We start from the raw sequence: 19792 nt of genomic DNA on the forward strand, positions 1-19792 counted from the left end.
TTGCTAACTTATTTTGCCGCTGGCTTTTCGACTTCTTTAATAGCCGGCGCTGCAGGCAAAGTCGCATCCTGGATCGGCAAGCTGCCGTCTGCCGGCATGCCTTGCGTTAACGGTACATCAGACTTAACGGGTTCAGCAGCAGGTGTCGAATCCAATATGACGTCGGTTTTTTTACCTTGATAGCCGCTTAAGACGGCCAAGCCTAAGCTGGTAATAAAAAATAAGGTGGCGAAAATAGCCGTGGTTCTGGACAAAAATGAGGCAGAACCTTGCGCGCCGAATACCGAACCGGACGCGCCGCCGCCAAAAGTCGCGCCTGCATCAGCGCCTTTTCCTTGTTGCATCAGGACTAAGCCAACGATGCCTATACCCAGAAAGATGTGAATAATTATTATAATTTGGTACAACATAAAGACCTTAATCGGATGAAACTAAACCGAATGGCAAATTTGTAGGAAGCCTTTTGCATCCAGCGATGCGCCACCCACCAAACCACCATCAATGTCGGGCATCGCAAACAAGCCTTTTGCATTATCTGGCTTGACGCTACCGCCGTATAAAATTTGTACTTTTTCAGCGATTACCGGATTTCTATCGGCAATCCGTTGACGAATATACTTGTGTACTTCTTGCGCTTGCTCGTCGGTCGCCACTTTGCCGGTGCCGATAGCCCAAACCGGTTCGTAAGCGATGACAGCCGTTTCAAACGCTTCGATGCCTGCGGCGGCAATCACAGCGTCCAGTTGCTCGTCAACCACTTGGAAGGTTCTGTCTTGCTCACGCTCTTCCAGGGTTTCACCAACGCACAGCACAGGCACTACACCTTTGCTCAAGGCTTGGCAAAAACGTTTGGCGACCGATTCGTTAGTATCGCCGTAGTAGCTGCGACGCTCGGAGTGACCCACCAATGCATATTTGCAGCCGACTTCGCTCAGCATTGCTGCTGATACTTCTCCGGTATAAGCACCGGATGCTTGGTCGGCAACATTTTGCGCGCCCAATGCGATAGGGGATGCAGCCAATACGTTACGAATATCTGACAAATAGACGAAAGGAACGCAAACCGCGACTTCCTGCTGAACGTCACCTAGACCATCAGCCAAAGCTTGAGCAAGTTTTTGCCCATCTTCCCGAGAGCCGTTCATTTTCCAGTTACCCATAATCAAAGACCGACGCATTACATCCTCCGAGCTAAATAAGACCGCATATAATATCGAGTTAAGCCTTTTAGTTCAAGCCGGAATAGCTTTCTTGACATCGGCCGCCAGTTGGTTGGCAAACTTGACCACCTCGTCTTGATCTACACCTTCCACCATCACTCGGATCAATGGCTCGGTGCCGGAGGATCGCAGCAACACTCTACCTCGTTCACCCAGTTTTTTCTCTACTGCGTCCACGGCTTTTTTGATGCTGTCGATCTCTTCGATTTTGACTTTTTTATCGGTTTTGACGTTAATCAGCACTTGCGGGTATTTGCTCATACCGGATTTAAGCTCGTTCAGGCTTTTGCCGGTACGTTGCATTTCCGCCAACACTTGTAAGGCGGAAACAATACCGTCGCCCGTGGTGGTTTTATCCAGACAGATAATATGTCCGGAGCCTTCGCCACCGAGCATACCTTTGTGCTCAGATAACATTTCCATCACATAGCGGTCGCCTACTTTGGCGCGCAGCAGAGGCACGCCGACGGCTTTCAGCGCATGCTCCATGCCAAGGTTTGACATCAGTGTACCAATCACGGGCCCAAACAATTTGCCTTCTTCCAAACGTGATTTGGCAATGATGTAAATCAACTCGTCGCCATCGACAATTTCACCTTTGTGATCGACCATGATAATCCGGTCGCCGTCGCCATCCAGCGCTATTCCCAGATCGGCGCGGAATTCCAGCACTTTGGCAGCCAGATTTTCCGGCTTGGTAGCACCGCATTCGTCGTTAATGTTCAAACCGTCCGGGTCGGCACCGATGGTGACAACTTCGGCTCCCACTTCGCTGAAAACATGCGGTGCGATGTGGTAGGTCGCACCGTTGGCACAATCGATAACAATCCGCATGCCTTTAAAATCCAAATGCGGCGGCACGGTTGCCTTGCAAAACTCAATATAACGCCCGGCCGCATCGCTGACCCGTTTGGCTTTACCCAGTTTTGCCGATTCCACCGTAGTCATCGGCGCATCCAGATACTGTTCGATCTGGTGCTCCACGTCATCCGGCAATTTGGCGCCATCCACCGAGAAAAACTTGATACCGTTGTCATAGTACGGATTGTGAGAAGCACTGATGACAATGCCGGCTTTTGCTCTCAAAGTACGAGTCAAGTAGGCAATACCAGGCGTGGGCATAGGCCCCAATAAACGGGTATCCACACCCGCCGCCGACAACCCAGCTTCCAACGCTGATTCGAACATATAGCCGGAAATGCGCGTGTCCTTGCCCACCAACACGAAACCACTGCCTTCCTTGGCAAAGACTCTGCCTGTCGCCCAGCCCAGTTTTAGCATGAAGTCGGCAGTAATGGGGTACTCACCGACTTTGCCGCGGATACCGTCAGTGCCAAAATATTTTTTTGCCATACTCAATTTCTCTTAACTAAATCCCAAAAAAAAGAGAGGCCGGAGCCTCTCTCGCTTTTGCCGTTACAGCATCAGCCTTGCTCGGCTGCGCCTCCGATTGATGGGTCGGTATCTTTTTGATCCCAATGATCATTTTTGATGCCACCACTGGAAGACGGCGTATCGTCCTCCCAACCTTTTGGCTCTCTCACCGGTTTTCTTTCCATTAAATCATCGATCTGATATTTATCGATGGTTTCGTACTTCATCAAGGCATCTGCCATTGCATGCAGAATATCTTCGTTTTCTTTCAGAATCGTTTCCGCTCTTTCGTAATTTCTATCAATGATAGACCGGATTTCTTCATCAATGGTGTGTGAAGTCTCTTCCGCAACCGATTTATGCTGGGTGACTGAGCGGCCCAAGAAAATTTCGCCTTCTTCTTCGCTATATGCCAATGGGCCAAGACGTTGCGACAAGCCCCATTTGGTCACCATGTTTCTGGCTAACTCGGTGGCACGCTCGATGTCGTTGGAAGCACCGGTAGACACTTGTTCCCAGCCGAAAATCAATTCCTCGGCAATCCGGCCGCCGTACAAGCTGGAAATCATACTATCCAGCTTACGCTTGCTAGCACTGTATTGATCGCGCTCAGGCAAGAACATGGTTACACCCAACGCACGGCCACGCGGCATGATGCTGACTTTATAGACTGGATCGTGCTCAGGAACCAAACGACCGACGATAGCGTGACCGGCTTCGTGATACGCGGTCATTTTCTTTTCTTTCTCGTCCATCACCATGGAACGTCTTTCCGCCCCCATGATCAGTTTGTCCTTGGCTTTTTCCAAGTCCACCATGCTGACTAAACGCTTGTTGTAGCGCGCGGCGAACAAGGCCGCTTCGTTAACCAAGTTGGCTAAGTCAGCACCGGAAAATCCTGGCGTACCTTGGGCGATATATTTGATTTTGACGTCATCCGCCGCAGGGACTTTTTTCAAATGCACATTAAGAATTTGTTCCCGACCTCTGACATCAGGCAATCCAACTACCACTTGACGGTCGAAACGGCCTGGACGCAACAACGCTTTATCCAACACGTCGGAACGGTTGGTTGCCGCGATAACGATAATACCTTCGTGACCTTCGAAGCCGTCCATCTCAACCAACAACTGGTTCAAGGTTTGTTCGCGCTCGTCGTTGCCACCGCCCAAACCGGCACCACGTGAACGACCAACCGCATCGATCTCGTCGATGAAGATGATGCACGGTGCGTGTTTTTTAGCTTGTTCGAACATGTCGCGCACCCTGGAGGCACCAACACCGACGAACATTTCCACGAAGTCCGAACCGGAAATAGTGAAGAACGGCACTTTGGCTTCGCCGGCAATCGCTCTGGCCAACAAAGTTTTACCGGTACCTGGAGGCCCCACCATCAAGGCACCGCGCGGTACTTTACCACCCAGTTTCTGGTATTTTGACGGGTCTTTAAGGAAGTCGACCATTTCTTCGACCTCTTCCTTAGCCTCGTCGCAACCTGCCACGTCGGCAAACGTCACCTTATTTTGATCCTGGTCCAGCATACGCGCCTTACTTTTACCAAAGCCCATCGCACCGCCGCGACCACCGACGCCGCCGCCTTGCATTTGGCGCATGAAGAATACCCAAACTGCAATCAGCAACAAAATCGGACCGAATGACACGAAGATTTGCATCAGCATGGACGGCTCTTCGGGAGGCTGAACGGATATTTCCACACCATTAGCCAACAGATCGTCGATCAAATGCGGATCGTTAGGCATATAAGTCTTAAACTTATCACCGGAGACCATTTTGCCTTTGACAGTATTATCGGAGATCGCAACCTGCTGAACTTGTCCTGCTTTGACAGCGTCGATCAATTGCGAGTACGAAAAAGTCGCGTCGCTACGAATCGCCCGCGACCCGAAACTGTTGAATACAGCCATCAACACTACGGCGATGACCACCCACAAAATTAAATTTTTAATCATATCGCTCAAGTTACGCGCTCCGGCCTGGAATGGCCTCAAAATTTAAAAACCGAGTAATTGTATCAGGACTACTCGCATCCCACCGCCATCATAGCCCTATGAACGGCGACTTTCGCAGTTTTATTTAAAACCTTTCGCCAAAATATACACTTCGTTACTTCTGGGCCGCGAAGCTTTCGGCTTTCTAATCACCACACTGCTGAACTGCTGACGCACTTGATTATAGTATTCATCAAATCCGGCGCCCTGAAACATCTTGATCAAAAACGTCCCACCCTTAGCCAGTATATGTTGCGCGGCATCCAGGGCCAATTCGCCCAAGTAAATCGCCCGCGGCTGATCCATTTCCCGACTACCACTCATATTGGGGGCCATATCCGACAATAACAAGTGAACCGGTTCGCCATCAAGCACTTTATATAGCTGCTCCAGCACCTCGTCTTCCCGGAAATCGCCTTGAATAAAATCGACGCCATCAATAGGATCGATAGCCAACAAATCCAGCGCAATCACCTTATTTTTTTTACCGACGATTTTACTAACATATTCGGACCACCCACCCGGTGCAGCGCCTAGGTCAACTATATTAATACCAGGTTTTATGATTTTGTCTTTTTCTTGGATTTCTATCAGCTTGAACACTGCGCGAGAACGGTAGCCCATGGCCTGCGCTTTCTTGACATACTCGTCTTGGAAATGTTCCTGCATCCACTGCTGGCTACTTTTGCTGCGTGCCATATTTTCTATTCGTGTAAAATTGCTGGGTTTTTAAAGTTTAAGGAAACAGAGTGAATCCTATTCAAAAGAAAAAGCTGAAAGCTGAAGCTCACCCGCTCAATCCTGTGGTGATTATCGGCCAGGCCGGTTTGACCGAAGCAGTTATCAAAGAAATTAATGTAGCGTTGGACGCTCACGAGCTGATCAAAGTCAAAATTCGCGCAGAAAGAGACGAGCGTGCCACTATCAGAGAACAAATCTGCGCGCAAACCAAGGCCGAACTGGTGCAATCTATTGGCCAAATAGCCGTTATTTATCGTTTGAACCCCAAGAAATAAACTCAATGGGGAGGCATGCCTCCTCCCCATTACCAATCAACTTAAATATATTGGACCGAGAGAATCTCGTATTCGATATTGCCGCCCGGTGCTTTTACCGTCACCACGTCTTCCACTTCTTTGCCGATTAATGCTCTGGCAATCGGCGAACCCACGGAAATGCGGCCTTCCTTGATGTTGGCTTCGTCTTCGCCGACGATCTGATAGGTCACTGTCTTGCCGGAATCGAGATCTTCGATTTCCACTGTCGCCCCGAACACGACCTTGCCGTTGGCTTCGGTTTTTGTCACATCAATGATATTGGCGTTAGATAACTTGCCTTCGATTTCAGCGATACGGCCTTCGGCAAAACTTTGCTGTTCGCGCGCCGCGTGGTACTCGGCGTTTTCTTTTAAATCGCCGTGGGCACGTGCTTCAGAGATGGCCTGAATGATGCGCGGTCTAACCACAGTTTTAAGTTCTTCCAATTCGGCGCGCAATTTATTGGCACCCACCACTGTCAGTGGAAATTTTTGCATTTACTGCTCCCCTTTTGAATTCAAATTCATCCGTTAAAATGTTTTATGCAAGTCTTGCAGACAGTTCACGTCGCCGGCATCGAGTTCGCCCAAGGCATAACAAGCGGCACGCGCACCCGCCATCGTCGTGTAATAGGTCACTTTGCGCTGCAAGGCTTCGCGGCGCATGGTAAACGAATCGGCCACGGCTTTAACGCCTTCGGTCGTGTTGACGATCAACTGCACCTCGCCGTTTTTGATCATATCCACAGTATTGGGCCTGCCTTCGTTGACCTTGAAGATTTCCTTGCAAGGAATACCGGCTTCTTTCAATACCTTGGCAGTACCGCGAGTCGCCACAATCTCGTAATTTTTGTCGATCAGCATTTTAGCCAGTTCCGGCAGCTTAGGTTTGTCGGCATCACGGATACTGATTAACACCTTGCCGCTGTGACTCAAATCCACACCACACGCGCGTTGCGATTTGGCAAACGCTTCGCCGAAGGTCTTACCGACGCCCATGACTTCACCGGTCGATTTCATTTCTGGTCCCAACAGCGGATCAACGCCGGGGAACTTAATGAACGGGAATACCGCCTCTTTCACCGAGAAATATTCGGGAATACGCTCTTCGGTAATGCCCTGCTCTTGCAAGGATTTACCGACCATCACCCGCGCGGCAATTTTCGCCAGCGGATAACCGGTGGCTTTGGACACGAACGGCGCGGTACGCGAGGCACGCGGATTCACTTCCAGCACGTAAATGGTTTCGCCCTGAATCGCGAACTGGGTATTCATCAGACCGCGTACACCCAGCGCTTCGGCCATTTTCGCGACTTGCGCACGCAGTTGATCCTGCATATGCGCCGGCAAATCGTAAGGCGGCAACGAACACGCGGAGTCACCGGAATGCACACCGGCTTGCTCGATATGTTCCATCAATCCGCCGATCAGCACGGTTTCGCCGTCGTAAATCGCATCAACGTCCATTTCCACCGCATCGTCCAGAAATCTATCCAGCAATACCGGCGAATCGTTGGAGACACTGACCGCTTCTTTCATGTAGCGACGCAAACCTTCTTCGTTGAACACGATCTCCATCGCCCGACCACCCAACACATAGGATGGGCGCACGACCAAGGGATAACCGAGTTCGCGAGCCGAATTAACGGCTTGCTCGACCGAACGTGCAGTGGCATTGGGTGGTTGCAACAGATTCAAACGCTCCAGCAATTTCTGAAAACGCTCGCGATCTTCAGCCAAGTCGATAGAGTCCGGCGAAGTACCGATAATCGGCGCACCAGCAGCTTCCAAGGCCCGGGCCAGTTTTAACGGCGTTTGCCCACCATATTGGACGATGACACCCTTGGGCTTTTCCAGTTCGATGATTTCCAGTACGTCTTCCAGCGTCAAAGGCTCGAAGTACAAACGGTCGGAAGTATCGAAGTCGGTAGAAACGGTTTCCGGGTTACAGTTGACCATGATGGTTTCGTAACCATCTTCGCGTAGCGCCAACGCGGCATGCACGCAGCAATAATCGAACTCGATACCTTGGCCGATCCGGTTTGGGCCGCCACCAAGAATGATGATTTTTTCCTTATCGGACGGATTGGCCTCGCATTCCTGCTCGTAAGTCGAATACAGATAAGCCGTATCGGAAGCAAACTCCGCCGCGCAAGAATCGATGCGCTTATAAACCGGACGCACGCCTTTTTTGTGACGGACGCTGCGCACTTCCGATTCTTTGGTTTCCAACAGTTTCGCGAGGCGTCTATCAGAGAAGCCTTTACGCTTCAGCCGCAACAACTCGCCCGGCTCCAGGGTCGCCAGGGTTTTGGTGGACAAGGTTTTTTCAGTATTAATCAGATCCTCGACCTGCGCCAAGAACCACGGATCTATTTTCGACGCCTGATGAATGTCTTCAAAACTCAAACCGCTACGGAAGGCATCCGCCAAATACCAGAGGCGTTGCGGACCGGGATAGCGTAGTTCTTTGAGAATGGTGTCTTCGCTATTAGCATCGTTCAAATCGGCAATTTCATCCAGACCATCGACACCCACTTCCAAGCCACGCAAAGCTTTTTGCAAAGACTCCTGGAAGGTGCGGCCAATCGCCATCACCTCGCCGACCGACTTCATTTGCGTGGTCAGCCTGTCATTAGCTTGCGGGAATTTTTCAAAGGCAAAGCGCGGCACTTTGGTAACCACATAATCGATGGACGGCTCGAACGACGCAGGCGTAGCACCGCCGGTGATTTCGTTACGCAATTCATCCAGCGTATAGCCCACCGCCAATTTGGCCGCGACTTTGGCAATCGGGAAACCGGTGGCCTTGGAGGCCAAGGCCGACGAACGCGAGACACGAGGATTCATTTCGATGACAATCAAGCGGCCAGTGTCGGGATTGATGGCAAACTGTACGTTGGAACCGCCGGTATCGACACCGATTTCCCGCAATACCGCCAACGAAGCGTTACGCAGGATTTGATATTCCTTGTCGGTCAGGGTTTGCGCCGGGGCTACGGTGATCGAATCACCGGTATGCACGCCCATAGGGTCGAAATTTTCGATTGAGCAAATGATGATGCAGTTATCTTTGGAATCCCGCACCACTTCCATTTCAAACTCTTTCCAGCCCAAAATCGATTCTTCGATCAACAATTCGCTGGTCGGCGACAGATACAGGCCGCGCTCGCAAATTTCGATGAATTCTTCGCGGTTATAGGCAATACCGCCGCCGCTGCCGCCCATCGTGAACGAGGGCCGAATCACGGTGGGATAACCCACTTCTTCCTGCGCCGCAAAGGCTTCTTCCATGCTGTGTGCGACTTTGGCTCTAGACACTTCCAAACCAATGCGCGCCATCGCTTCATTGAACAGCGCACGATCCTCGGCCATGTTGATGGCTTCTTTGGTCGCACCTATCATTTCCACGCTGTATTTTGCCAATACGCCGTGTTTGTCCAGCGCCAGCGCACAGTTCAGCGCGGTCTGGCCGCCCATGGTCGGCAACACCGCATCGGGACGTTCTTTTTCGATGATTTTCTCAACGGTCTGCCAGTCGATAGGCTCGATGTAAATCGCGTCGGCCATATCCGGGTCGGTCATGATCGTCGCCGGATTGGAGTTGACCAGAATAACCCGGTATCCCTCTTCCCGTAGCGCTTTGCAAGCCTGGGTGCCGGAATAATCAAACTCGCAAGCCTGACCGATGACAATCGGTCCTGCGCCCAGTAATAAAATCGATTTTATGTCGGTTCTTTTTGGCATATCACTCTGTATAAAACTTAAGCTGAACGAGGCTGGTTCATCAAATCGATGAAATCGTCGAACAAGGACTCGACATCTTGCGGGCCGGGACTGGCTTCCGGATGCCCCTGAAAGCTGAAGGCCGGCACGTCGGTGCGGGCGATGCCCTGCAAACTGCCGTCGAACAGCGATACGTAGGTGGCTTTCAGGTTGGCGGGCAAAGAGTCGGCGCTAGCGGCAAAACCGTGGTTTTGGCTGCTGATCATCACCCGGCCGGTTGCCAGTTCTTGCACCGGATGGTTGGCACCGTGATGGCCGAATTTCATTTTCTCGGTTTTCGCGCCGCTGGCTAAAGCCAATAACTGATGGCCCAAACAAATACCGAATACCGGCACTTTTTTGTCCAGGATGGTTTTGATCGCTTCGATGGCATAGGTGCAAGGCTCCGGATCGCCAGGACCGTTGGATAAAAACACGCCGTCGGGATTCATTGCTAACACTTCGGCGGCGGGCGTTTTGGCCGGAACGACCGTGACCTTGCAACCGCGGTTGGCCAACAAACGCAGGATATTGCGCTTGATACCGAAATCGTAAGCCACTACATGCTTGGTCAAATCAGGCGCTTGTTGATGACCTTCACCCAGCTTCCAGACGTTTTCGGTCCAGACATAGGCTTGGGCGGTAGTCACTTCCTTCGCCAGATCCATACCTTTCAAGCCTGGAAAGCCTTCGATGGCCTGTTTCGCAGCGTCTAAATCAACCGACTCACCGGCCATGATGCAACCGCGTTGTGCGCCTTTGTCGCGCAGCAAGCGGGTTAATTTGCGGGTGTCGATGTCGGCAATTGCCACCACGTTGTGCTCGCGCAGATATTCGGGCAGGGTTTTCGCGTTACGCCAGCTGCTGGCCAGCAAAGGCAAATCCCGTATCACCAGGCCGCTGGCAAACACTTTGACAGATTCGTCGTCTTCAGGATTAGTACCGACATTACCGATGTGCGGATACGTCAATGTGACGATTTGCCGTGCGTACGACGGATCGCTGAGAATTTCCTGATAGCCGGTCAGTGCCGTGTTAAAAACCACTTCTCCCACGGAACAGCCGTCGGCACCTATCGAAATGCCGTGAAACACCGTCCCGTCTTCTAGTACCAGTAATGCAGGTTTGTTCAAGATTGGCCACCTTAGATGTAGAAAACGGGATAAATCTTGCGATTCATCCCGTTCCTGATAGATAAAAACTTAGGTGATTTTACGAAATTATGGCTGTTTGGTCATTAACAATTTTCTAACTTGGTGCGTCACCGAGATTCCACTGTTTCACAAAGACACTGTATTTATTGCCAATTCCGCCTTATCCGAGCTGCCCGGGCGCCAGCAGCCACTGCACCGGGCTGTGTAAGGACAACAGGTTCAGTCAATGTTCGAATTTGCCGATTTCGGCTTGCAGTTTTTCTTGCTGCGCCGCCGTCAACAGCATAAACACGTCATGATCAAGCTTGGATTTTTCCAAGGCCATCTGCTGATGCATCGCCGCAGATTTCTCAAGCAACGCTTTGGCCTTTTCCTCATTGTAATCCGCGGAAAAGCTCAAAGCGTGCAATTCGGCTCGTAGCGCATGCTCGTCTTTAAATCGGGCCTGGCCGTCACCGAATCGGGTTTTCATTAAATTCTTGATATCCGCTTCCTGCTTTTCGCTGAGATCAAGATTTTTTAAAAATCTCGGCAAATGTTGCTCGCCGTCCGCCTCGCCAAACCTATGCATCGGCGGTTTCCCGCCGCCGTGGTGCCCGCCGTGCGGCGGCTCAGCCATTGCAGTTAGGGGTAACAAGCCAAGCACTAACACTAATTTTTTCATAACACTCTCCACAAAACGATGATAAATCCAAGGACAAAACTTGTTCAATTTCGTCGTAGCCAGTATTTCAAATCAGAGGTTAAGTGCTGTTAGTGCCGTGTAAAATCAGGTAAACCCTGCTGGTTGTCTACGGAAGCCGCGGCTATGATGATGAACACACAGCCAACGAGCGAGAACCATGCACAAAGTGTTAATTATCGATGACGATGTCGAACTGGCGGGATTATTCCGAGAGTATCTAACGCAGGAAGGTTTTAATGTGGACGTCAGCCATACCGGCGCCTCCGGACTGCAACATGCCCTATCCGGCGAATATCAATTAGTCATTTTGGACATCATGCTGCCGGATATCAAAGGCACCGAGATATTGACGCGCATCCGCCTGGAAAGCCGGGTGCCGATACTGATGTTTACCGCCAAGGGCGATGACGTGGACCGCATCATTGGCTTGGAATCCGGCGCCGACGATTACGTCCCCAAGCCCTGCACGCCCAGAGAACTGGTTGCCAGAATTCGGGCTATTTTGCGCCGAACCCAGCCCGCCGCCAGTCTCTCGCCGGGACCGATTGTGGCCGGGCCGCTGCAACTGTGGCCGGAAAAACGCAAAGCTGCCTGGTTTGAACAAGACCTGGACCTAACCAGCACCGAGTTCAATTTGCTGGAAACTTTGGCCAGTCAGGTGGGCCGGGTCGTCAGCAAAAACGAGCTCTCCGAAAAAGCCCTGGGCAGGCCTCTGGCGCGTTTCGACCGTAGCATTGACGTCCATATGAGCAGCATCCGCCAGAAACTCGGCAACCAGCCGGACGGCCGCTCTTACATTCAGACCGTGCGCGGCCAAGGCTACCAGATGATCAAGGCATAAGATGGGCAGATTGTTTTGGAAGTTTTTCTTTGCTTTCTGGCTGGCTCTATTAACCGCAGGCATCGGTGTGGGTACCGCCGTCTGGCTCAGACACTCCGCGCAGCAAAACCTGTCGGCCAAGCCAGCCGATGTCGTCGATGTCAGACGCGCCTCGCTAGTCAAGCTGGCCGCCAGCACCCTGCCGCATGGCGGCGTCAAGGGCTTGCACGATTTTATTCAGACTTTGCAAAGTACCCGCTTTCCACCGATATACGCGGTAGACGATACGGATCGGGAATTACTGGGCAGACCCTTAGCGACAGAGGTATTGCAGCAGGCCAGAGCCTTACAGCGAAAAAACGCCTACCCGGATGCTATCCAAATGATTGCAGCCGACGACGGCCAACACTATTTACTATTCGTTCCGCTACCGGAGCACGGCTTTGGTGGCCTGTTCAGGCCGTCATTTCCAGGTAATCCCGGACTGCCTGCATTTGGCTTCGACGGCTCCATGCTAGGAGACCGGCCACCACCACCGAGCGGTAATCCAGAGGATCACGGCCCTCGCCCGCACCGCGAACCGCCCGCGCCGATTTTACCGATAGTCTCCGGCTGCTTGGCCAGCCTGCTGTTCAGCGGACTGTTGGCCTGGTATTTCGCCAAACCCATCCGCAGCCTGCGCGACGCTTTAAGCGCTGTCGCTCAAGGCCGGCTAAATACCCGCATCGGCAATGCAATGGGTAGACGGAGCGACGAATTGGCGGACCTGGGTCGTGACTTTGACCATATGGCGCAACAAATCTGCTCGCTAATCAGTGCCCAGCAACATCTGCTGCACGATGTATCCCACGAACTTCGCTCGCCGTTGGCGCGTATCCAAGCCGCTATCGGCCTAGCCCAACAACAACCGGAAAAATTGCCGACCACGCTGGAACGCATCGAACGGGAATCGCAACGAATCAGCGATTTGGTCGGCGAACTATTGATGCTATCTAAGCTGGAAGCCGGCGTTGCGCCAGGAAAACTAGATGCTATCAATCTCGACGACCTACTGGCCGACATTGTCGCCGACGTGCGTTTCGAGGCGGAACCGAAACGTATCGCATTGAGGTATCTCGGCGATGTTGACGTGGAGGTCGAATGCCAAAGCGAACTATTACATCGCGCTATCGAAAACGTGCTGCGTAACGCCGTGCAACACTGTCAAGCCGACGGCACGGTATTCGTTGCCGCCGATTTTGATAGCGCTAATCGTCACTTAAGAATTCGGGTGGACGATGACGGCCCTGGGGTACCCGATCAGGATTTGACGGCCATTTTTCAGCCGTTTTTCCGCAGTGGTCAAGCACAAAAACCGCACAGCACCGGCCTGGGACTCACCATCGCGCATCGAGCCGTCGAGGCGCATGGCGGCAGCATCAGCGCCGGCAACCGGCTGCAAGGTGGTTTAAGTGTTCTGATTGAAATCCCGTTTCCAATACGGCACGCAAACGAGAGGTAAGTATGTTTAAACTCAAAAAGTGGCTGTCAGCCACGCTGATAGCTTTACTGTCGGCATGGACGCTAAGCGCGAGCGCCGACCCGTTTCATCATCACGGCGGCCGGCATTTTGGCGGACACTTCCGTCCGGGTTTTGGCTTCTACTTCGGCGCTCCACTCTATCCCCGACCGTTTTACCCGTCCTATCCTTACTACCCGGCGTATCCGTATTACCCGCGGGAAATTATCACCGTACCGGTGCAACCCCCGGTCTACATCGAGCGCGAGCGCAGCCAGCCTCAGAACGCCCCTTTAGCAGAAGGCTATTGGTATTACTGTAACGACCCGGCTGGCTACTATCCCTATGTAAAGGACTGTGCGAATGGCTGGCAACAAGTTGAGCCGACGCCGCAAAATTAGCAGGAGACCGCAAACATGAACAGTAAAAACCCAATAGCAGGAATCTGCGTGGCACTGGCCTTGAGCGGCTGCGCTCATATGCCTTCGGGCCCGAGTGTGATGGCGCTGCCCGGCACCGGCTTATCATTCGAACAATTTCGCCAGGACGACTACCAATGTCAGCAATACGCGGCCGGACAAGTAGGCGCTACGCCGAATCAGGCCAGCGCCGATAGCCAAATCGGCAGTGCCGCAGTTGGCACGGCAGTGGGAGCGGCCGCTGGCGCCGCTATTGGTGGAGGCGGTGGAGCGGCAATCGGCGCGGGCACGGGATTAGTGGCCGGCACTATCGTCGGCAGCGGCGAATCAAGACGCTCCGGTTATGCCACCCAACAAGGTTACGACAATGCCTATGTGCAATGTATGTATGCCAAGGGGCACAGAGTACCGGTATCCGGGCAGTTTTCTTACCAATCGCCGACGCCGAAAACATCACAGCCTAGCATCCCGCCACCACCGCCCGGATTACCGCCACCACCACCGTATCGGTGATAGTCAGGAAGGGCTTGCGTACCTAAAAACTCATCCGCAAGCCCGCTTCCAGAATGTGGTCGGAAATATTGGTTTGGCCCAAGCGGGTTTCATAACGCACGAACCCTGAGCCGCCATTGGGCAATGTAGCGCTGAGCGAACCGCCGAGGTTGACATAATCGCGGTCGGGCTCGCCGGTTTGAATCGTAAAATTACCCTGCCCCGGCTCGGCCTGAGCCAAGCGCATGTGAATCAGCCGGTTGTCGTTGAGGTATTGATGCTCCCATTCCACGCGCACGGCCGGTGTGAATACGCCCAATGACGTGCTGAGCGCATAACTGATTTGGGTACCGAGATTGCTGACAAAAGAATGATTGATTTGCTCGCCGGTGATGATGTCGAAACCGTTGCCGCTGTGCTCTTGGTATTGGGCGATATTCATGCCCAGATACTCCAAACGCAGATAAGGGCCAATGGCCCACTCGTCCCAATTGAAGTCTTTGCCGCTGCTTAATGCAAAACCGTATTGATTGCCGGTGGTTGTCGATGCGGATTGGCCGGCGAATCCGGAAAAGGCGTATTGGCGGTTAAAGGCATAGTCATTACCGCCGTAATTTCCCACCCAATCCAGATAAATATCCTCGGGCAGATAATAGCTGCCGTATAGTGCGCCCAGATAAGTATCGCTGCTCATATTGCCGGCCGAATCGGCATATTGGGTGGAAGAATGCGTGTAGTTAAACGCCGCGCCAACCACCAGCTTATCGCTTAGCCGATAATCCGCGCCGCCCGTTACGGTGCGCGCTTGCGAATCAAAGCCGCGATCCCACGCATCACCGCGCAGATTGGCAAAATTAAAGCGGGTTTGTAAAAACACACCCAGCGGCGAATCACGGAACAGCTCGTCATCGCCCGCCGCGCCGCCTAGCCCCTGAGAGCCCACGGGGTTGGCGGATAATTGGATCCCGTTAAAATTCACCGACAAAGGCGCACCGCCGCCGCCTGCCCGTAAGCTCGCCAATCGGGTCAACGGGCCATCCATGCGCGTTGCGCCCAATTTCACCGGCCCGGCCATCTGGCTCGGCACCTGATCCGGCGTTAATGCGGCAACAGCGGTGGTTTGCTGTTCCGGACTGAGTGCTTGCAGTTGCAGACACCGGGTCGCCAAAATCCCGCTTGGGGTCGCGCAAGCCTCATTCAAGGCGGGCGCGAAAGTCTGCTGGTTAAAGGTTAATTCCGGTGAGGTGCTGGTTTCGGTCGTAAAAGGTTGCAGACTCCAGGGTGCCAATTGGCCTCGACCGCCACCGAAACTGCGTATCGCTCCCAATAAGTATTGGTTTTCCGGCAGATTGGGATCGATGTAAATGTTGTAGTCGCTGCTAATGCTGCTTAATTGGTTCACGCCATCCGCCAATACCAGTCGACTGGCATACAATGCGGCGCCCGGCGTGCTATTGCCATCGACCAAGCTCAAACCGTTGCCGCTCGCTACCGTTACAGAACCCCAGGCAAAATTATTGACCGCACCGGCAGTGGTCTGCCCCTGATCGCTACCCACCAAGCTCATCGCATGCTGCGTCGCGCTCGGGCCGCTGAAAACCAGATCGGCATTTGCGGTATTCCACAGGGTATTTTGCGTACTGGTATTAATAAAGTCGCCGGTTACGATGAAAACATCGCCGGCACCGCCCACCAAATAACCGCTGGCACCTATGGACAGATTGTTAAATTGATTGATCGACGGGTCGCTCTCATAGCGGCCGTTATTCGTGAAGTTACCGGTAAACGCCACCGAGGTATTTACCGTTCTGAAAACTCCGTCGTTACTGACATTGCCATCAAACCGATGCGTGTTGTTACCGGAAATATCGACGCGCCCTTGCCCGCTGTTATAGAAATCGCCGGTCCCGGTAATTAGGCCGGTTTGCGCCAGATTGAATTGGCCGGTATTGCTTATAGTGCCGGTATTGTTCAGCACGCCGTGATTGCTGAAAGTACCTTGGTTACTCAGTTGCCCGGCGTTGCCGAAATTTCCCTGATTGACCAGTGCGCCGGCGTTTGTCAGCGTATTGCCTGCTACATTGTCGATGCTGCCGCTATTGACCATCTGTCCGGCATTCTCGATTACACCTTGGTTGTTGATGGCGCCGAAATTGGCGAAAACGCCTGAGCCATGACTGAACGTGGCGCTGTTATTGACTAATGTGCCATAGTTGTTGAAATCGCCGCCGGTGTTGTAATAGTAACCGGGCAGAGTGCTGAAACTGTCATTCGCACTAATAGAACTAACGGCTATAGGTGTGACAGTCACCTGAAAAGGCGCGAAACCGGATATGCCATTCTGGTCTTTCCCAAACCCTCCGGCAGTATTCGGTTGGTAAACATAGTCCAGCGTTGCGCCGAGACCGATAAAGTAAGTCCCCGGCGTTTTAGGGGCCGTGAGTTGACCGGAAAACGATCCGCTCAGGCTACCGAAACCGGGACCGATTCCGCCGGAGTAAAACCCGGCCGAGCCAGCCTGTGCCGGGGCAATCCAAGCGGTATAAAGCTGGATAATGCAGCCTGGGCAGTAACTGGTGTCGCCTTCCTGGATGCTGTAACCACCCGCCAAATTAACGGTGGCCCCCGAACCTACCGTTGCCGAGTTTCCGGCAAAACTCCCCCGGTCTGCGCCGGCAAAGAACGGCTGAGTAATCGTGACATTACGCCCAATCACCGACCAGGACACATCGGATGACAACGCATCAGCTAGCGCAGACCCGGAGGCGCAAGCCAACAAGCCAATCCGTATCGGACCCTTTAATTTCATCACACTGTTAATTTGCTATGCGCTTGGATTGCGGGATTTTGAGAACTATGCACATAAGGTTAGCCGAATCATTCAACAAAACAACCGCATCGTCAGGTACTCTCAACGATGCGGAATATCAAATAATTTATAAGGACCCCAAATAAGCGGCCACCGCCTTGATGTCGTCTTCGCTAAGCGATTGTGCCAGAGCATTCATTTGCGGGGCCTTGCGCGCGCCTTTTTTGAAATCGGTTAGCTGTTTGGCTAAATATTGCGGATGCTGTCCGGCCAGTTTCGGCACCATACCTATACCTTGCGCATTGTTGCCGTGGCAACCCAGACACATAGCAGCTTTGTCTTTACCCTGCTTAACCAAATTGGCGTCGCTGCTACCGGCCGATTTGCCGTGCAAGCTGGCGTAATACGCAGAAATATTTTGAATGTCGGTGTCGCTCAAGCCTGAAGCCAATGGCTTCATCACCTCGTTATCACGCTGACCGTTGCGAAATTTATTCAGCTGACTCTCGATATACACCGCGCTCTGCCCCGCCAGACTGGGCCATAACGGGCTGCTACTGACGCCGGCCGCACCGTGGCAACCTTGGCATGCAGCCGCTTTCGCCTTGCCTGCTTCGATATCCGCTGCATTGACGCCTGCGGCAAACAGCCCCAGCATGACGATATATTTCATTTTATGATATTTATTATTCATCGGAATCACCCTTGGTTGGCTTGTTGTACAATCCTGACCACATAATGCGCTATCAGGCTTCTGCATCATAGTCAGGCGACATTGACTAAGCAAACCTAAATCCCTTCAACCCACTCGAACCAAAGGAATAGGCCATGTCGTGGTTGCTATCGCTTTTTAATCAAGATTCCGTGCCGCACACACTACTAATTATTAGCTTGGTAGTGGCAAGCGGCCTGGTGTTGGGCAGAGTAGCGCTGGCCGGCATTCAACTGGGCATCGCCGGCGTGCTGTTTTCCGGACTGCTATTCGGGCATTTCCAACTGAGTATCAATCCGGAAGTGATGCATTTCTTGCGAGAATTCGGCTTGGTACTCTTCGTTTACGCGATTGGTTTGCAAGTCGGCCCCAGCTTTGTCAGCTCGTTTTTTCGTTACGGCTTGCGACTGAACGGCATGGCCGCCGCTATTGTGCTATTGGGCGCATTAATTACGGTATTAATCAGCATTGTCGGCGAGATTCCGATGCCCGTGGCGGTGGGCCTGTTTTCCGGCGCCACCACCAATACCCCCTCCCTGGCCGCCGCCCAGCAAGTACTGGGCGGGATTGCCGGCATCGACAGCGAAACCTTGAAAATGCCGGGCTTGGGCTATGCGGTGGCCTACCCATTCGGTATCGCCGGCATCATTCTGGCCATGCTACTAAACAAACGCTTGTTTAAAGTCGATATAGCCGACGAAGCCAAAAGCTTTGCCGACCAACAACAGCAAGACACCCATGTACCGATCTGGAAGGATTTGCGGGTGGAAAACCCTAATCTGAACGGTTTAACGCTGAGCCAAATTCCGTTTTTCGAAGGCATGAACGTGGTGATGACCCGGATTCTGCACAATGGTGCAGTCGATGTCGCCGGCCAGGAAAGCCGCCTGGCAATTGGCGACACCATCCGACTGGTCGGCGAACGTGAACCTTTGGAACAACTGAAAATTCTGATCGGCCCTGAGTCGGATATCGATCTGAAACAAATTGCCACCAATTTGCAAAGCCGGCGACTGGTAGTCACCAACAAATCCGCGATCAATCAAACTGTCGGCAATCTGTGCATGCTTTACGGCGTGACTATTTCCCGGATTCATCGGCCTGATGTCGAGTTCTCGCCCACCAGCAATGTGCATGTCCACTTCGGTGACGAGCTGAATGTGGTGGGTCATCAGGAAGCGTTAAACAGTATCGAAAAAGCCCTGGGTAACTCACTGGAAGAACTCAACCATCCGCAGATCATGCCGATTTTTATCGGCATCTCGCTGGGAGTGTTGCTGGGCAGTCTGCCCATGTATTTACCCGGCATTCCCTCCGCGGTCAAACTGGGCATGGCCGGCGGGCCTTTGCTGGTGGCCATTATGCTCAGCCGGGTGGGTAACTGGGGCACGATGACCTGGCATTTACCGAAAAGCTCCAACATCATTTTAAAAGACATCGGCATTGTGTTGTTCCTGGCCTGCGTCGGTTTGCACTCCGGCGATCAATTCGTCGAAACGCTGGTCAAAGGCGATGGTTTTTACTGGATGGCCTGCGCGGCATTAATCACTTTGCTGCCTCTGCTGATCGTCGCGGCCGTAGGCCGGATAGTCTACAAACTCAACTTCCTGACGCTTTGCGGCTTGCTGGCCGGCAGCATGACCGATCCGCCCGCGTTGGCGTTCGCTAATAACCTCAGCCCGGCGGCAGCGGTGTCCATGGCCTATGCGACCGTGTATCCCCTGGTCATGATTCTGCGGATCATCGCCGCGCAGCTGATTATCTTGTTGGTGCATTAAAACTGATTCATTCATCGGATT

The 19792-nt window shown here is 52.7% G+C and carries 17 protein-coding genes; 6 read left to right on the top strand and 11 right to left on the bottom strand.

Features of this window, described 5'->3' with window-relative positions:
• Positions 1-8: 8 nt before the first annotated feature.
• The 5 genes from secG to rlmE all read right to left on the bottom strand — a co-directional run bounded on the left by secG (position 9) and on the right by rlmE (position 5302).
• On the bottom strand, positions 9-410 hold the full coding sequence (secG, locus tag DDY07_RS12520) for a preprotein translocase subunit SecG (protein ID WP_171696150.1): 402 nt from the start codon (positions 408-410) through the stop codon (positions 9-11).
• A 21-nt stretch (positions 411-431) separates the two neighbouring features.
• A complete protein-coding gene (tpiA, locus tag DDY07_RS12525; protein WP_171696151.1) occupies positions 432-1178 on the bottom strand; it encodes a triose-phosphate isomerase in 747 nt (248 codons plus the stop codon).
• A gap of 54 nt (positions 1179-1232) precedes the next feature.
• The gene (gene glmM / locus DDY07_RS12530) at positions 1233-2573 is read right to left on the bottom strand and encodes a phosphoglucosamine mutase (protein ID WP_033155614.1); all 1341 of its coding nucleotides are present in this window, start codon (positions 2571-2573) and stop codon (positions 1233-1235) included.
• A 71-nt stretch (positions 2574-2644) separates the two neighbouring features.
• Complete coding sequence (gene ftsH / locus DDY07_RS12535) at positions 2645-4564, bottom strand: ATP-dependent zinc metalloprotease FtsH (protein ID WP_205451079.1); 1920 nt, start codon at positions 4562-4564, stop codon at positions 2645-2647.
• A gap of 120 nt (positions 4565-4684) precedes the next feature.
• Positions 4685-5302, bottom strand: a complete 618-nt coding sequence (rlmE, locus tag DDY07_RS12540) for a 23S rRNA (uridine(2552)-2'-O)-methyltransferase RlmE (RefSeq protein ID WP_171696153.1) — start codon at positions 5300-5302, stop codon at positions 4685-4687.
• A 50-nt stretch (positions 5303-5352) separates the two neighbouring features.
• Between rlmE and yhbY the strand changes: the two genes are divergently transcribed.
• Positions 5353-5619, top strand: a complete 267-nt coding sequence (yhbY, locus tag DDY07_RS12545; RefSeq protein ID WP_171696154.1) for a ribosome assembly RNA-binding protein YhbY — start codon at positions 5353-5355, stop codon at positions 5617-5619.
• A gap of 41 nt (positions 5620-5660) precedes the next feature.
• Here the strand turns inward: yhbY and greA are convergent, their stop codons facing one another.
• The 4 genes from greA to DDY07_RS12565 form a co-directional block, all read right to left on the bottom strand.
• The gene (greA, locus tag DDY07_RS12550) at positions 5661-6137 is read right to left on the bottom strand and encodes a transcription elongation factor GreA (RefSeq protein WP_020485125.1); all 477 of its coding nucleotides are present in this window, start codon (positions 6135-6137) and stop codon (positions 5661-5663) included.
• Positions 6138-6170: 33 nt separating this feature from the next.
• Positions 6171-9386, bottom strand: coding sequence for a carbamoyl-phosphate synthase large subunit (carB, locus tag DDY07_RS12555; RefSeq protein ID WP_171696155.1), 3216 nt, complete (start codon positions 9384-9386; stop codon positions 6171-6173).
• Between the two features lie 17 nt (positions 9387-9403).
• Entirely contained in the window at positions 9404-10537 is a 1134-nt protein-coding gene (gene carA / locus DDY07_RS12560; protein WP_033155620.1) for a glutamine-hydrolyzing carbamoyl-phosphate synthase small subunit, read from the bottom strand.
• Positions 10538-10781: 244 nt separating this feature from the next.
• Positions 10782-11222 (bottom strand): Spy/CpxP family protein refolding chaperone, encoded by a 441-nt coding sequence (locus DDY07_RS12565; RefSeq protein WP_171696156.1) that lies wholly within the window; start codon positions 11220-11222, stop codon positions 10782-10784.
• Between the two features lie 178 nt (positions 11223-11400).
• Between DDY07_RS12565 and DDY07_RS12570 the strand changes: the two genes are divergently transcribed.
• The 4 genes from DDY07_RS12570 to DDY07_RS12585 are packed head-to-tail and all read left to right on the top strand — an operon-like array spanning position 11401 to position 14493.
• Positions 11401-12084: a response regulator transcription factor gene (locus tag DDY07_RS12570; RefSeq protein WP_171696157.1), complete on the top strand. Its 684-nt coding sequence runs from the start codon at positions 11401-11403 to the stop codon at positions 12082-12084.
• 1 nt (position 12085) lies between these two features.
• Complete coding sequence (locus DDY07_RS12575; protein WP_171696158.1) at positions 12086-13564, top strand: HAMP domain-containing sensor histidine kinase; 1479 nt, start codon at positions 12086-12088, stop codon at positions 13562-13564.
• A gap of 2 nt (positions 13565-13566) precedes the next feature.
• Positions 13567-13962, top strand: coding sequence for a hypothetical protein (locus DDY07_RS12580; RefSeq protein WP_171696159.1), 396 nt, complete (start codon positions 13567-13569; stop codon positions 13960-13962).
• Between the two features lie 15 nt (positions 13963-13977).
• The gene (locus DDY07_RS12585; protein ID WP_171696160.1) at positions 13978-14493 is read left to right on the top strand and encodes a glycine zipper family protein; all 516 of its coding nucleotides are present in this window, start codon (positions 13978-13980) and stop codon (positions 14491-14493) included.
• A 22-nt stretch (positions 14494-14515) separates the two neighbouring features.
• On the opposite strand, the gene DDY07_RS12590 is transcribed toward DDY07_RS12585, so the two are convergent.
• Positions 14516-17281 (bottom strand): autotransporter outer membrane beta-barrel domain-containing protein, encoded by a 2766-nt coding sequence (locus DDY07_RS12590; RefSeq protein ID WP_171696161.1) that lies wholly within the window; start codon positions 17279-17281, stop codon positions 14516-14518.
• A gap of 127 nt (positions 17282-17408) precedes the next feature.
• Positions 17409-17975, bottom strand: a complete 567-nt coding sequence (locus DDY07_RS12595) for a cytochrome c (protein WP_171696162.1) — start codon at positions 17973-17975, stop codon at positions 17409-17411.
• Positions 17976-18109: 134 nt separating this feature from the next.
• Between DDY07_RS12595 and DDY07_RS12600 the strand changes: the two genes are divergently transcribed.
• Positions 18110-19771, top strand: a complete 1662-nt coding sequence (locus tag DDY07_RS12600) for a putative transporter (protein WP_171696163.1) — start codon at positions 18110-18112, stop codon at positions 19769-19771.
• The last annotated feature ends 21 nt before the right edge of the window (positions 19772-19792 follow it).

Source organism: Methylomonas sp. ZR1 (genome assembly GCF_013141865.1).
GTDB lineage: Bacteria > Pseudomonadota > Gammaproteobacteria > Methylococcales > Methylomonadaceae > Methylomonas.